This window comes from Alcaligenes sp. HNGD-HTN06 (genome assembly GCF_049932565.1).
Taxonomy (GTDB): Bacteria; Pseudomonadota; Gammaproteobacteria; order Burkholderiales; family Burkholderiaceae_B; genus Alcaligenes; species Alcaligenes ammonioxydans.
On the sequence record NZ_CP187782.1, the window covers coordinates 2,077,769 to 2,091,578 of the forward strand.

At 57.2% G+C, this 13,810-nt stretch carries 14 protein-coding genes; 4 read left to right on the forward strand and 10 right to left on the reverse strand.

The window, feature by feature from the left end; all coding sequences use genetic code 11:
• The first annotated feature begins 2 nt into the window (after positions 1–2).
• The gene (locus tag ACOZ42_RS09425; protein ID WP_165477514.1) at positions 3–1,259 is read left to right on the forward strand and encodes a Zn-dependent hydrolase; all 1,257 of its coding nucleotides are present in this window, start codon (positions 3–5) and stop codon (positions 1,257–1,259) included.
• 45 nt (positions 1,260–1,304) lie between these two features.
• On the opposite strand, the gene ACOZ42_RS09430 is transcribed toward ACOZ42_RS09425, so the two are convergent.
• The 3 genes from ACOZ42_RS09430 to ACOZ42_RS09440 form a co-directional block, all read right to left on the reverse strand.
• The gene (locus tag ACOZ42_RS09430) at positions 1,305–1,823 is read right to left on the reverse strand and encodes a GNAT family N-acetyltransferase (protein ID WP_235587616.1); all 519 of its coding nucleotides are present in this window, start codon (positions 1,821–1,823) and stop codon (positions 1,305–1,307) included.
• Positions 1,824–1,871: 48 nt separating this feature from the next.
• Positions 1,872–2,357, reverse strand: coding sequence for a YajQ family cyclic di-GMP-binding protein (locus tag ACOZ42_RS09435; RefSeq protein ID WP_003799603.1), 486 nt, complete (start codon positions 2,355–2,357; stop codon positions 1,872–1,874).
• Positions 2,358–2,431: 74 nt separating this feature from the next.
• Positions 2,432–4,084: an acyl-CoA synthetase gene (locus tag ACOZ42_RS09440; protein ID WP_003799601.1), complete on the reverse strand. Its 1,653-nt coding sequence runs from the start codon at positions 4,082–4,084 to the stop codon at positions 2,432–2,434.
• A 201-nt stretch (positions 4,085–4,285) separates the two neighbouring features.
• Here ACOZ42_RS09440 and crcB point away from each other — a divergent pair, with 201 nt between their 5' ends.
• Positions 4,286–4,672 carry a fluoride efflux transporter CrcB gene (gene crcB, locus ACOZ42_RS09445; protein ID WP_003799599.1) on the forward strand — a complete coding sequence of 129 codons (387 nt, stop codon included), beginning with the start codon at positions 4,286–4,288 and terminating at the stop codon, positions 4,670–4,672.
• The gene (locus tag ACOZ42_RS09450; protein ID WP_003799596.1) at positions 4,669–5,421 is read left to right on the forward strand and encodes a glutamine amidotransferase; all 753 of its coding nucleotides are present in this window, start codon (positions 4,669–4,671) and stop codon (positions 5,419–5,421) included. The genes crcB and ACOZ42_RS09450 overlap by 4 nt, the downstream gene beginning before the upstream one ends.
• Here ACOZ42_RS09450 and ACOZ42_RS09455 read toward each other — a convergent pair.
• Positions 5,370–6,197, reverse strand: coding sequence for an AraC family transcriptional regulator (locus tag ACOZ42_RS09455; protein ID WP_003799594.1), 828 nt, complete (start codon positions 6,195–6,197; stop codon positions 5,370–5,372). The two genes, ACOZ42_RS09450 and ACOZ42_RS09455, sit on opposite strands and share 52 nt — an antisense overlap.
• A gap of 85 nt (positions 6,198–6,282) precedes the next feature.
• Here ACOZ42_RS09455 and ACOZ42_RS09460 point away from each other — a divergent pair, with 85 nt between their 5' ends.
• Positions 6,283–7,287: a bile acid:sodium symporter family protein gene (locus ACOZ42_RS09460; RefSeq protein ID WP_003799592.1), complete on the forward strand. Its 1,005-nt coding sequence runs from the start codon at positions 6,283–6,285 to the stop codon at positions 7,285–7,287.
• Between the two features lie 170 nt (positions 7,288–7,457).
• On the opposite strand, the gene ACOZ42_RS09465 is transcribed toward ACOZ42_RS09460, so the two are convergent.
• The 6 genes from ACOZ42_RS09465 to ACOZ42_RS09490 form a co-directional block, all read right to left on the reverse strand.
• Positions 7,458–8,273: a TlpA disulfide reductase family protein gene (locus ACOZ42_RS09465; RefSeq protein ID WP_003799590.1), complete on the reverse strand. Its 816-nt coding sequence runs from the start codon at positions 8,271–8,273 to the stop codon at positions 7,458–7,460.
• Positions 8,274–8,365: 92 nt separating this feature from the next.
• Complete coding sequence (locus ACOZ42_RS09470; protein WP_003799588.1) at positions 8,366–9,034, reverse strand: phosphoribosylanthranilate isomerase; 669 nt, start codon at positions 9,032–9,034, stop codon at positions 8,366–8,368.
• Positions 9,035–9,093: 59 nt separating this feature from the next.
• The gene (locus ACOZ42_RS09475) at positions 9,094–10,767 is read right to left on the reverse strand and encodes a TRAP transporter large permease (RefSeq protein WP_003799586.1); all 1,674 of its coding nucleotides are present in this window, start codon (positions 10,765–10,767) and stop codon (positions 9,094–9,096) included.
• Between the two features lie 2 nt (positions 10,768–10,769).
• The gene (locus tag ACOZ42_RS09480) at positions 10,770–11,387 is read right to left on the reverse strand and encodes a TRAP transporter small permease subunit (protein ID WP_003799584.1); all 618 of its coding nucleotides are present in this window, start codon (positions 11,385–11,387) and stop codon (positions 10,770–10,772) included.
• A gap of 175 nt (positions 11,388–11,562) precedes the next feature.
• Positions 11,563–12,387: a tRNA pseudouridine(38-40) synthase TruA gene (gene truA, locus ACOZ42_RS09485; protein ID WP_003799582.1), complete on the reverse strand. Its 825-nt coding sequence runs from the start codon at positions 12,385–12,387 to the stop codon at positions 11,563–11,565.
• 15 nt (positions 12,388–12,402) lie between these two features.
• Entirely contained in the window at positions 12,403–13,809 is a 1,407-nt protein-coding gene (locus tag ACOZ42_RS09490) for a type IV pilus assembly protein FimV (RefSeq protein WP_426345075.1), read from the reverse strand.
• Between the last annotated feature and the right edge of the window lies 1 nt (position 13,810).

Sequence of the window (13,810 nt, forward strand, 5' to 3'; positions counted from 1 at the left end):
TCATGAGCACCGCCTTGAGCGCCAACACCGAAACAGTCCGCATCAATATTGACAGACTGTGGGACTCACTGGAAAAAATGGCCGAAACCGGCCCAGGCATTGCTGGAGGCTGCAATCGACAAGCCCTGACCGACGAAGACGATAAAGGACGCAAGCTGTTCGTAGAGTGGTGTCAACAGGCCGGTCTGTCCGTTACGGTCGATCAAATGGGTACCCTCTTTGCGAGTCGGCCCGGCAGCGACCCGCAGGCAGCTGGCATCTATATTGGTTCTCATCTGGATACCCAACCGACGGGCGGGAAATACGATGGCGTCCTGGGCGTATTAAGCGGTCTGGAAGTAGTACGCACCCTTAATGATCATGGCATCCGTACTCAACGCCCGATCGTCATCAGCAACTGGACCAACGAGGAAGGCTCCCGCTTCGCCCCCTCCATGCTCGCCTCAGCCGTCTTTGCAGGGGTCTATTCCTTGGAGTATGCACATGGCCTGAAAGACCAGGCGGGCATCACGCTTGGCCAGGAACTGACGCGTCTGGGCTGGCTAGGGTCAGAACCTGTGGGCAAACGCACGATGCACGCCTATCTGGAATACCACATCGAGCAGGGCCCCATTCTGGAGGCTCAGCACAAAACGGTGGGGGTGGTCACGCACTGTCAGGGCCAATCCTGGCTGGAGGTGACCTTGACGGGACGTTCAGCTCACACCGGCTCCACTCCCATGACCATGCGCGCTAACGCCGGTTTGGCGATGGCACGCATTATCGATGCGGTCGACCACATTGCCATGGCCCATCAGCCCAATGCAGCCGGCTCCGTGGGGCAGATCAAGGTCTATCCCAACTCCCGCAACGTTCTGCCCGCCAAAGTCATCTTCACCATCGATATACGGGCGGCAGACAAACATAAATTCGACCGGATCTGCACTTTGGTCAGGGACAAAATCCGCGAGATCAGTCATGCCCATGGCGTGGCCTTCTCCATTGAAAAAATAGGCCACTACGATCCTGTCGAATTTGATGCTGACATGACGGGAATCATTCGCCAGGCTGCTGAGGACATGAACTATCCACACATGGATATCACGTCGGGCGCCGGACACGACGCCACCTGGATTGCCCGTGTGGCGCCCACCGCCATGATCTTTTGTCCTTGTGTCGGCGGCGTCTCCCATAACGAATCGGAAGCGATTTCCCCGGAATGGGCGCAGGCGGGAGCCAATGTCCTGCTGCAAACCGCCCTGCAACTGGCCAATACCTAAGGTGCCCCCACGGGCTTCACCGCCCGACCGGCTCCTCCAGGCCGCTCAGTCCAAAGGCAGCAAGCAATGCATAAAGCGTGCTTGCTGCCCATATTGCCGCAGCTTGTTTTCCAGGACCGCGGGCTCCATGCCCTGTACAGGCTGATACCCCCGTTTGAGCCAATAGTCGACCGACGGCCCCAACGACACCAAACTACCCCGACGCAACCCCCGTTGCCGCGCATACTGCCGGCCGGTACGCAGCAGCGCCCCTGCAATGCCACGGCCCTGTCCATGGCGTCGCACGGCACAATCGTGAATGAACCATTGATCGGCCAGCGAAGGCAACTCTTCAAGCGTGTCTCCCAGCGAGGGAGGTAACAGCCCTGCCCAGGGATAAGACACCAGATACCCCTGCAATTGACCGTCCCGGTCACGTGCTACCCAACAGCTCTCGGGGGACAGATCCAGACGGTTCTGATAAAAGTGGCGGTCTTCCAGAATATCTGCGTCATACACATCGGCCTGAACGTCCAGCACCTGGTCCAGGTCGTGCAAACGCATTAACTCAATCTGTAAGGTCATAACAGCTACACGGCGGCCCAACATCACCACCGTGCCATTTCACTCGGTTTAATCGCGGAAGTTATCGTACTGCAAGGGCAGTTCCACATCGGTCTGCTTCAACAAAGCGATGGCCGCCTGCAAATCATCCCGCTTTTTGCCGGTAACGCGCAGCTTCTCGCCTTGAATCTGGGTCTCCACCTTAAGTTTGGCATTCTTGATGGCGGCAATCAGCTTCTTGGACGTAGGCTGATCCAGCCCCTGACGCACCTTCACTTTCTGACGCGCACCTGCCACATTCTCCAGCACCTTCTCGGTTTCCAGACAGCGCACATCAATGCCACGGGCGGCAATACGGCCACGCAGAATCTGCATCATCTGCTCGAGCTGAAAAACGCTGGGAGCCGACTGCAAAATCGTGGTTTCATCCTCAAGTTCAAATTTGGCATCCGTACCTTTGAAGTCAAAACGGGTGGCCAGCTCGCGGCTGGCCTGTTCGACTGCGTTACGCAGCTCGTGCGTGTTGACCTCGGATACAACGTCAAAAGATGGCATTCCTAACCGTCCTGTTCCATAAGTGCCTACAGGCCGCCCGAAGCGACCTGTGTGCTTTTTAAATAACGCCGGCCTCAGTCCGAAGCGACTTGCTTGGCCTGCTGACGCAGCGCGAATTTCTGTATTTTACCGGTTGCCGTTTTGGGCAATTCCATAAAACTGAAATATCGCGGTATTTTAAAGCCAGCCAGGTGTTGCCGGCAATGCGCGCGCAACTCCTCGACCGTGACCTGGGCGCCAGGGCGCAGTTCGACATAGACATGCGGCGCTTCGCCCCAGCGCTCGTCGGGCTGGGCAACGACGGCCGCCGCCTGCACCGCCGGATGCCGGTACATGACATCCTCAATTTCAATGGAGGAAATATTCTCGCCCCCGGAAATGATGATGTCCTTGCTACGATCCTTGATGCGCACATAGCCATCGGGTTCACACACCGCCAGATCGCCAGTATGAAACCACCCCGCTCCCAGGGATTCCTGGGTAGCCTCGGGGTTTTTCAGATACCCCTTCATGGTGATATTGCCGCGGAACATGATCTCACCCATGGTCTGACCGTCTGCCGGAACCGGCTGCATGGTTTGCGGGTCCAGAACCTTGACCGCCCCTTGCAGGTGATAACGCACCCCCTGTCGGGCGTTGCGCTGCGCGCGCTCCTGGATGCCCAGCTCATTCCAGGGAGCGTGCTGCGCACAGACGGACGCCGGACCGTAGGTTTCGGTCAGCCCATACACATGGGTCAGCGCAAAACCCATGCGCTCCATGCCCTCGATCATGGTGGCCGGTGGAGCCGCACCCGCCACCATGGCGGACACGCCTTTGGGCAAACGAGACTTCAGGGTTTCATCGGCATTGACCAGCAAGGAGTGCACGATGGGCGCGCCACAGTAATGGGTAACACCGTAATCGACCATATTGTCGACCATGGCCTGCGCTTCCACTTTACGCAAACAGACATTCACACCGGCACGAGCCGCGATCACCCAAGGGAAAGTCCAGCCATTGCAATGGAACATGGGCAAGGTCCACAAGTAAACGGCATGCTTGGGCATGTCCCACTCCAGCACGTTGGACAGCGCCCCCAGATACGCCCCCCGATGATGATAGACCACGCCTTTTGGCTTGCCCGTTGTGCCACTGGTGTAATTCAGGGCAATCGCGTCCCACTCGTTGGCCGGCAGTTGCCAATCGTAATCTGGATCTCCACCATCCACAAACGCTTCATAAGTTTGCGAACCGATCCCTTCGGCCCCTTGGTCGAAATAGGGGTCCACCACATCAATGACCAGGATGGGCGCTTTGCTCTCACGCAGGCTCAAGGCTTCCTTCATGACGGCGGCAAACTCGCTGTCGACCAGCACGGCCCGTGCTTCACCATGATCGAGCATATAGGCGATGGTACTGGCATCCAGACGGGTATTGAGCGTATTCAAAACGGCACCACACATGGGTACGCCGAAATGTGCCTGCACCATGGGAGGCGTGTTGGGAAGCATCACGGCCACGGTATCGCCCTTGCCGATGCCGGCCTTGGACAACGCGCTGCCCAACTGACGGGTGCGGGCATACAGTTGCGACCAGCTCATCTTGATACCGTCTTGGGCGGGCCCGTAAACCAGAGCCGGGTAGTCAGGGTAGACAAAAGCACTGCGCTCGATGAAATCCAGCGGCGACAAAACACGATAGTTGGCGTCTGTCTGGGGCAAATCCTGATCGTAAATACTCACCACAAAGTCTCCAAAAAAGGGCGGTCTAACCGAAATTCACGGTGGTCCGTCTGATAATTGCGCTCTTACATTAGCTGGACACAGCGCTTTGGGCAAGGTCGCCTTTTCAGCTGTACAAGAGCATAATGACACGCTATCTAAGGTATATATCGCGATCGGCTGACTGCTCGCTGACAGTTTGCCCCCCCTACCCGAAGGCCTTTCATGCCCGTAGCCATGCTTTATATTGCCGCCGGCGGCGCCCTGGGCGCGCTGGCACGCTGGTTCCTCAGTCAGGCACTCAACACCCTGTTCCCCACCTTGCCACCAGGCACCTTGCTGGCCAACTTGATCGGCGGCTATTTGATGGGCATCGCCATGGCCTGTTTCAACCAGTGGGGACTGGGTCACGAAGGCTGGCGCATGTTTGTCATGACCGGCTTTCTGGGTGGCCTGACTACCTTTTCCACCTTCTCTGCCGAGATCATGACCTTAATGATGCAGCAGCGCTATCTGTGGGCACTGGGCGGCATTGCCGTGCATGTCATCGGTTCTTTACTGATGCTGGGCTTGGGCATGGTCACGTGGAGCCTGTTTCGAGGGCAAGCATGATGGACGTCCATTTTCTTCAGGCCGGTTCACCTCCGCCGGATGTTGAGCAGCGCTTTGGCAATCAGAACGCCTGGTTCAAACGTGCACTGCAAACACTGCCGGTCAACATCCGTACCTGGCGTGTGCATCAGGATAAAGCCTTGCCCGCTGCAGACTGCCCGGACCCTGTGGTGATCAGCGGTTCCTGGAACATGGTCACTGATCGTCTTGACTGGAGCGAGAACCTGGCCGCCTGGATTCGTGAGCGTTATCAGACTCAAATGCCTCTGCTGGGCATTTGTTACGGTCATCAACTGATGGCTCATGCCTTGGGTGGACGCGTCGATTACGCTCCAAAAGGCGCTGAGGTGGGCTATTTACCTGTCCAGCTCTCAGAGCAGGCGCAACACCATGAACTGCTGGCAGACCTGCCCATGCAATTTCCTGCCTTGCTCACCCATCAACAAAGTGTGCTGAGCCTGCCCGATCACGTAGAAGTGCTGGGTCGTTCCGCGCAGGACCCTCATCAAATCCTGCGTTATGGCCCATCGCAATGGTCGGTCCAGTTTCACCCCGAATTTTTCGCCGGCTTGCTGCGCTACTGTGTCTTGCGCAAGGCCGACTTCTGGAGAGCACAAGGCATCGACCCACAGGCACTGGCCGACCCGATCCAGGACACGCCCGACGCCCACCGCCTGCTCTGTCATTTTGTGCGGACTTACTCATCCAGCGGGCCCAAGGGGCGACGGAAAAACTCGCCTGGCGTTTGACCCATCAAGTCTCTAAATGCCGCCACAAAAGCCGACATGCTTTCGTAGCCACAGGCCAAGGCTACATCAGTCACGCGCTCGTGGCGCTCTAACAAGGGCAAGGCGCTCATGACGCGCAGGCGCTGGCGCCACACCCGAAAAGTCAAACCAGTTTGTTGCCGGAATAGACGGCTTAGCGTTTTTTCTGACAAACCTTGCTGCTCAGCCAGCTCGTGCAAACTCCAATCGACCGCTGGCTGAGCCTGAAGCTGCTCACAGACCTGCAACAAGCGTGAGTCCGATGGCCAGGGCAGAATCAGACCGCTTTCAGGGGCGGCCAACAGGCGATCGAGCAGGACCTGTACCAAACGCCCTTGCGCCCCCTCTCGCTCATACAGGACCGGCAATAAACTAAACTCGCGAATCAATTCCCGCAATAAGCGGTCCACCGCCACCACCCGACACGCAAGGGGTGCCTGCGGCAAGGCGCTGACATCAATATAAAGACTGCGAATCTGGGCATCGGGTGAACTGCGTACCCCATGCTCGACGCCTGCTGGCACCCAGACCGCCTGCTGGGGCGGTGCCATGAAGCGCCCACTGGCCGTGCGCACCTCAATCACACCGGTCAGCGCATAAGAGAATTGCACCCAAGGATGACGATGCGGGCGCGCAATGGCCTGATTGGGCAAGGTACGTTCCTGACCATAGAGTGGTCTGGGCAGATACCGCAGCTGCTGCAAACTCTCTGGAATCCGCTCGGCGGGTTGCAGAATGTCCGTTTGTCGATAATCCATATCCGTTTAGCGATAAACACCCAAAAAAGTCTACGGTAAAGTGAGGCCTTTCATAACGCAAGCCTTTCAAGCCTCTCACAAACCCATGCTCTCTCAACTGCGACTGCTTTTTGACAACTTCACTCTGATCCTGATCGGCGTTGTGGCGCTGGCCAGCTTCTTTCCCGCCTATGGTCAGGGCGCCGTGATTTTTGATGTGATTACCGGTCTGGCCATTGCCCTGCTGTTTTTCATGCATGGCGCCAAGCTGTCTCGCGAGGCCATCATTGCCGGCGCAACCCACTGGCGTTTGCACCTGTTGGTCTTTGCCTGCACCTTTGTGATGTTCCCTCTTTTGGGCCTGATCTCCAAGCCCATTTTGTTGCCTTTGCTGGGCATGCCCTTATTTGTCGGCATTTTGTATATGTGCGCCTTGCCCGGCACCGTGCAATCGGCCATTGCCTTTACCTCGATTGCTCGCGGCAACGTACCAGCCGCCATTTGCAGTGCCTCGGCCTCCAGCCTGATCGGCATTGTGCTCACTCCCGTGCTGCTCAAGCTCTTGCTGGACGCGGACGGCGGCTCGGCCAGCTCGACGGTGGACGCCATCAAGAAGATCAGCCTGCAATTGTTGCTGCCTTTTGTCGTGGGCCATCTGATGCGCCCCCTGATTGGCAAGTGGATGGATCGCAACCGCAAATGGCTGCGCAGTGTGGATCAGTCTTCCATCCTGCTGGTGGTCTACACGGCTTTTAGCGCGTCGGTAATCGGCGGTCTGTGGCAAGCTGTTCCACCCAAGTCCCTGGCTATTCTGACCGTGGTCTGCGTGGTGTTACTGGCCATTATCTTGTTTCTGACGACCTGGATGGCCCGCAAGCTGGGCTTTAGCAAGGAAGACGAAATCACGATTGTGTTCGGCGGCTCCAAAAAAAGTCTGGCAACCGGTGTGCCCATGGCCCAAGTGCTGTTTACCGGCGCTGCGATTGGCCCCGCTCTGCTACCCATCATGATCTTTCATCAGATTCAATTGATGGCCTGCGCCTTCATTGCGAATCGATACGCACAGCGCCCGACAACACCAGAAGAAAAGATGTCTCTGCAAAAAGCCTGATACGTAAGCGATGATGGCCCAGTTTCAGGAACACTGGGCCATTGCGTGCCAGGGCACTGAAACGCAACCAGCCGCAGGTCTTCTCAGCCAAAAGCTGTTCGTCGCCGCCCTCACTTGCTCTCTAGCGCGCCGTAGCTCATTGAGAACGCCATGGACAATGCGCCCCCCGCTCACTGCAAGGTATTGATCTTGTCATTCAAGGTCGCTGCCGACAATTCTCCGGCCCGCACATCCACCAGACGACCCTGCTTATCCAGAAACAAGGTCGTTGGCAAACCCCGGCTGCGCACGGCCTGCCCCAGCTGCATATGCGGATCGCGCCACATATTGCCCAATTCCAGGTTTTCCTCATTCAGATAGTGCTGGATCGCCGTCAGCTCCTCGCCCTGGTTGGCGAACACAATATTCACATCGCTTCGGCTGGCTTGCACTTGCTGGAATGCTGGCATCTCGCGGCGGCACGGCGGGCACCAGCTGGCCCAGAGATTCACGACGGTTACCTTCCCCTTGTACTGATCCAGATTGTCCGGCGTACTGAAGTCCGCCTGCAGGGGAATCAAGTCTATCTCGGGCAAGGGGATGGATGGTTCAAGGCCACCTCGGCCCGTTGCGACCATAACCAGCGAAAACGCAGCGACACCAATAGCCAGGCCACCGGCCACCGCTGGCAAGACCGCCTTGTCACGCAGCACACGCCACAGCACGTAGAACCAGCCCGCCGTCACTGCAGCCGGAATCATCAAACCGCCATCGCGCACATCCAGCCAGCTCAAGGGGTCGTTTTGATAGAACTCCCATTGCTGAATGAGAAAGCCCAGGCGGCCGACCAAGACCCCCAGAAGAACGGCGCGCCATAAGACTGATTCCGCCCGGGTCTGTCGGCGTCTGTCCAGCCAGGCCGCCAGAAACAGCCCCAAGAAGGCCGCGACCAAGAACGCAAACAAGGACGTGGCAAAGGTAAAAGGACCGAGCTGTATGCTTTGCATAACCATAAATCCTGACAAGACCAGATAAAAACAGACCCGCCTTAAGCGGGTCGGGCCAACAAGAACAGACAGCCATCGCGCGTAAAGATTCCCTAGTTCAGGGAAGCCTCGCTCAACATCTGCATGAATTGACCCATCTTGGCAGGGCATTTGACGCCGGGCTCCAGCTCAACACCGCTGCTCACATCAATCGCATAAGGTCGATGCAATGCGACTCGATCGGCCACATTATCGATACGCATGCCTCCAGCCAGAACCAGGGGCGGCAGGCCTTCCTGGGAGCGCAGACGCAGTTGCAGGCCCTGGATCAAGGCCGGATCGAAGGCCGTACCCGTGCCGCCATAAGCATCGTGATAGCCGTCCATCAACCAGGCTCGCGCATCGGGATACTTCATGCACTGCTCAAACAGGCTGTCTACCGTGTCCAGGCCGGGCGCCCCGACACGGAAAGCCTTGATATACGGATGAGCATAGCGCCGGCATTCTTGCGGACTTTCTTCCCCATGAAATTGCAGCAGGTCCGGTTGCACCTGCTCCAGAATCTCCCGCACAAAGCCTTCGGGGGCGTTCACAAACAGACTTACCGCCTGCACGAATGCCGGGACATGGGCGCGCAAGGCGACAGCCTGCTGGGTGCTGAGCATGCGGGCACTTTTCGGATAAAACACAAACCCCACCGCATCCGCGCCCAATTGGACGGCAGCATCAATATCCTGCGCTCGGGTAAAGCCACAAATCTTGACTCGGGTACGGCTGTACATCATTGATCCTCGAATAAAAAACGGGGGCCCGATGCCCCCGTTTGAAAGATGGAACGACTTTATTGGAAACTGCTGGCGGCGTCATCCATACCAAAGCCATAGCTATCAGAGCCGTAGGTCGACTCGGTACCAAACTGGATCTGCGAGTCCTCCAACAGAACTTCGCCGTCTTTGTAATGCGTGACCAGCCCGGGAAAGACCAGCACAGCGGCGACCATCAATAACTGGATGATAATAAAGGGCACCGATCCCCAGTAAATATCGGTCGTTGCCACTCGCTTGACCCGCTCGCCCGTTACCTTGTCGGTGTAATCCTCTTTCGGAGCGACCGAACGCAGGAAAAACAGCGCAAAGCCAAAAGGCGGGTGCATGAAGGAAGTCTGCATATTGACCGCCAGCAAGACACCGAACCAGATCAGGTCAATCCCCATCTTGTCGGCAATCGGCCCGAGCAACGGCACAATAATAAAGGCCAGCTCAAAAAAGTCCAGAAAGAAGGCCAGCAGAAAGGTCAGAATGCTGACAATGATCAGAAAGCCCCACTCTCCGCCAGGCATGTCGATCAGCAGGTGCTCCACCCACAAATCGCCATTGATGCCGCGAAAGCTCAGGCTGAACACCGTAGAGCCCACCAGAATGAAGACCACAAAGCAGGACAGACGGGTGGTGGACTCCATCGCCTGACGCAACAGCTTCCAGGACAAACGCCCACGCGATACGGCCATGATGATGGCCCCTACAGCCCCCATTGCCCCGCCCTCGGTCGGTGTCGCCACGCCAATAAAGATTGTGCCCAGCACCAGAAAGATCAGAAACAGGGGCGGCACCATCACGAAGACCACGCGCTCGGCGATCCTGGAGAGCATCTTGAGCTTGAGCAGCTTATTGGCCAGCGCGATCAACCAGGCCGTCATGCCCCACAGCAGCATCAGCACAACAATATGCTCGTCCATCGGAATATTGGGATGCGTGGCAAAGTAGTGCTGAGAACCAAAATAGGCCACAGCAGACGCCACGATCGTCAGGACTACCAGGGAAGTCAGGCCACGACTGCCATCAGGCTCCATGTACACACGGGCCTCGGGCGGCAGGGCTGGCGCCGACTTGGGCTTGATGTACGACATCACCACAATGTACAGAATATAAATCACCACCAGCAGTAAGCCAGGCAGCATCGCACCGCGATACATGTCGCCTATGGATCGACCCAGCTGGTCAGCCAGAATAATCAACACAATTGAGGGAGGAATGATCTGCGACAGCGTGCCCGAAGCAGCGATCACGCCGGTAGCAAGTTTGCGGTCATAGCCATAGCGCAGCATGATGGGCAAGGAAATCAAGCCCATGGAAATCACCGAAGCCGACACCACGCCTGTGGTGGCGGCCAGCATGGCACCGACCAGTACCACCGCAATGGCCAGTCCGCCGCGCAAGGGGCCGAACAACTGCCCGATGGTATCAAGCAGATCTTCCGCCATTCCCGATCGTTCCAGTATCAGGCCCATCAAGGTAAAGAAGGGAACGGCCAACAAGGTGTCGTTCTCGACGATTCCAAATACCCGTTGCGGCAAGGCCTGGAACAAGGCCGGCTGCATCATGTCCAGCTCAATGGCGACCAGACCATACAACACCCCGATCGCCGACAAGGTAAACGTCACGGGGAAACCCAACAGCAAAAACACGATCAGGTTAAAAAACATGATCGGAGCCAGATTATCAACCAGAAATTCCATTGTTACTGGCCCTTAGAAACAGAAATCGTTGCGTCATTTGCCCGGGCTATCTCCAGGATCTCCTTGGCCAGCTCTTCCTCAGCACTTAACCCGCCGTTTTTAAGCAAGGGGTTGGGACAAGCACCCCGCAAAAAGCCGATGCATTTGATCAGATGCGAAATACCGGCCAGTGCCAGCAAGGCGAATCCGACCGGAATCAAGAGCTTGACTGGCCAACGCGCCAGCCCACCCGTATTGGAGGACTGCTCGTTCAACACATAAGACTGCTCAAAAAATGGAATGGAGAGCCAGAAAATCAACAGCGTGGCGGGCAAAAGAAAAAAGATGACGCCAAAAATGTCGATCCAGACTTGAACACGAGGTGGGAAGCGTTCTGCCACGGCATCCACCCGTACATGCTCATTGACAAAGAAGGTATAGCCCGCCGCCAGCAGGAAAATTGCACCGAACAAATACCATTGCAATTCCAGCCACTGGTTGGAGCTAATGCCGTAGACCTTGCGCACCACGGCATTGATCGCACTGACCAACACCACAATGAGGGTCAGCCAGGTTACGGATTTACCAACGACCGTGTTCAGTCGGTCGATCAAACTAGACAATCGTAAAAAGAATTTCATGGCCTTGCTCAGGATATGGTCGCCTTCAGGACTCGCTTGTGGCGGATGCCCGAAGGTGGTCGGCCTTATACAGATAAGAATGTAAGAAAGAAAATGGCTTCACATTTTATACGATTGAAACAGGTGAAGCCGATTCGGATACCGGGGATAAACCCTTTAGAAATGCGCTAGATCATCATTTATTTTCAGCTGCCTTGGCAAAACGCAGTCCGCTCAATTCATAGAGCAAGTCATCGGGGTCCGATGTGGGGAGATCAAAGTGAGCCGGATAATCCACCCCGGCCAGATACAGGCCACTGGCCTCAAAAGTCGGAGCCGACAAGCGGCGATCACGCTGGGCCAGGAGATGCAGCACCCAGGAGGGAGGCTGGCGGCCTTGTCCGATATAGACCAGCATGCCCATCAGATTACGGATCATGTGATGCAAAAACGCATTGGCGCTAAAGCGAAATAGAAAAAAATCACCCTGCTGCTGAATCTGAATCTGGGTCATGGTCCTTACGGGACTGGCAGCCTGGCACTGCGAGGAGCGAAACGCACTGAAGTCGTGCTCACCCACCAAGTGCTGGGCAGCTTGCTGCATCAGGGACAGCTCCAAAGGACGAAACACCCAGGCAACCCGCCCCTGCAACAAAGGGGAGCGTACCCGGTGTTGGCGCAGCAGGTAGATATAGTGACGTCCTTGCGCGGAAAAGCGCGCATGGAAGTCTTCCGGCACTTCGCGCGCCCATTGCACCGCTACCGAGTCCGGCAACAACGCGTTAAGCCCGCGCACCCAGGACTCCAGACTACGCTCGACTGTCGTGTCCAGATGAACCACTTGATTGAGCGCATGAACGCCCGTATCCGTGCGCCCGGCGCAGATCGTAGAAACGGGCTGGGCCGTAAAACGGCCCAGTGCCTGCTCCAGAACATCTTGAACGGTGTTGCCACCGGCCTGACTTTGCCAGCCTAGCCAGGGCGTCCCCTCATAGCAGACACCCAGTGCAATACGTTTCATGGTGGGTTTTTTGCCTTACTGACGTACAGGAGGCTCGTCCGAAGGCGGCTGATCCAGGTCCAGATTGATTTTTTCCAGCTTCTCCCGAACCATTGCCTCGCTGACAGGCGCAGGCGAATCATCACCATGACGATTTTCGGTATTGGCCCGGCGCAAGACCCAGGTCACCAGGACCACGATCAACGCCAGTACCACGGCCATGACGGCCAACATATGTTCTTGTATCCAGGACACGGTCTTTTTTGCCTTGTTAACTGCACCGGCCATCTTGCCCTGCTCGGGCTCGGGAGGCACGGAAATCGCTCCTGCCACCGCGGCAGAAGAAGCGGCGCCAGAAGCGCCAGATTGAGAAGATGGGTGGGTCGTCTCACTGCCGGACTGGCCCAGACCCAGCTCGTTAGCAGAGTCCAGAATCAAGTCTTTGGCCGCCTCGCCTTGGGACTGCAAGGCACGGCCCAGCGTCGAGACATTTTCTTCCAACTGCGAAACACGATCCCCGGTCTCACGTAATTCGTGCTGCAATTGCTGCTTGTCATCACGGGCTTGAGAATCGGCCGACAGAAGCAGACGATCCTGACCTGCCCCATTTGCAGCGGACTCGCCACTCTCGGTCTGCATCCGACCTTGGGACGCATCGCCCTGATCGCCTCCAGCTTGCGCTGCCAAGCGCAACGCCTGGGCCTGATCCACGTAGAAACGGCGGGCCTGGGCATCGTTTATCGCCAACATGGCCGCCGCATCCGGAATCTGCAGAGTCTTGCCGGCCTTCAGACGATGCATGTTCTGATCGATGAAGGCATCGGGGTTGTGCTGCTGCACCGCCCGCATCCACTGGTAAGCGCTGACACCGGCCACGGCGTGGTGACGGGCCAAAGCATGCAAGGTATCGCCCGAGCGGACGCGCACCGCATTCGCGCCTTTCGTATCCGATGAGTTCGACGCAGCTGAAACCTGCACCGCCACAGAGGCCGAACGAGCCACCTGAGCCTGGGCCACCGGCCGGACAGTCAGTGGGGCGGGAGCCAGAACACTGACCTGATGCAAGAACTGCCCGCTGTCGCTTTGAATCTGCAACAGCACATCCGCAACAGAACCCGAGAACATCTGCGCGGAGGACAGCCGGATACGTCGCACCTGCCCCTGCTCGTCACGCTCGATGAATGCTCTGAGAGAGTCCAGGTCAACGGGCGGTGTCAAGCCAGCCTGTTGCCAGGCCGACAAAGGTGCGGGCGCCACTTTCAATGACAGACTTTCTTCGGGATTGATCTGGCGAATACCCACATCCAGCGTGAAAAGCTGATTGGGCGTGGACACCAGACGACTATGACCGAGCTCCAGCGCGCACACCGGCGCGGCCGCCAGCATCCCGGCCACAAGCAGGGCCGAACCCAGCGTACGTACAGGATGCAGACGGCCAGCCATG

What these genes read in the sequence shown, in the direction of transcription:
- ACOZ42_RS09425 (WP_165477514.1), top strand. Translation starts at nt 3, where the DNA reads ATGAGCACCGCCTTGAGCGCCAACACCGAAACAGTCCGCATCAATATT.
- ACOZ42_RS09430 (WP_235587616.1), bottom strand. Translation starts at nt 1,823, where the DNA reads ATGACCTTACAGATTGAGTTAATGCGTTTGCACGACCTGGACCAGGTG.
- ACOZ42_RS09435 (WP_003799603.1), bottom strand. Translation starts at nt 2,357, where the DNA reads ATGCCATCTTTTGACGTTGTATCCGAGGTCAACACGCACGAGCTGCGT.
- crcB (WP_003799599.1), top strand. Translation starts at nt 4,286, where the DNA reads ATGCCCGTAGCCATGCTTTATATTGCCGCCGGCGGCGCCCTGGGCGCG.
- ACOZ42_RS09450 (WP_003799596.1), top strand. Translation starts at nt 4,669, where the DNA reads ATGATGGACGTCCATTTTCTTCAGGCCGGTTCACCTCCGCCGGATGTT.
- ACOZ42_RS09455 (WP_003799594.1), bottom strand. Translation starts at nt 6,197, where the DNA reads ATGGATTATCGACAAACGGACATTCTGCAACCCGCCGAGCGGATTCCA.
- ACOZ42_RS09460 (WP_003799592.1), top strand. Translation starts at nt 6,283, where the DNA reads ATGCTCTCTCAACTGCGACTGCTTTTTGACAACTTCACTCTGATCCTG.
- ACOZ42_RS09465 (WP_003799590.1), bottom strand. Translation starts at nt 8,273, where the DNA reads ATGCAAAGCATACAGCTCGGTCCTTTTACCTTTGCCACGTCCTTGTTT.
- ACOZ42_RS09470 (WP_003799588.1), bottom strand. Translation starts at nt 9,034, where the DNA reads ATGTACAGCCGTACCCGAGTCAAGATTTGTGGCTTTACCCGAGCGCAG.
- ACOZ42_RS09475 (WP_003799586.1), bottom strand. Translation starts at nt 10,767, where the DNA reads ATGGAATTTCTGGTTGATAATCTGGCTCCGATCATGTTTTTTAACCTG.
- ACOZ42_RS09480 (WP_003799584.1), bottom strand. Translation starts at nt 11,387, where the DNA reads ATGAAATTCTTTTTACGATTGTCTAGTTTGATCGACCGACTGAACACG.
- truA (WP_003799582.1), bottom strand. Translation starts at nt 12,387, where the DNA reads ATGAAACGTATTGCACTGGGTGTCTGCTATGAGGGGACGCCCTGGCTA.
- ACOZ42_RS09490 (WP_426345075.1), bottom strand. Translation starts at nt 13,809, where the DNA reads ATGGCTGGCCGTCTGCATCCTGTACGTACGCTGGGTTCGGCCCTGCTT.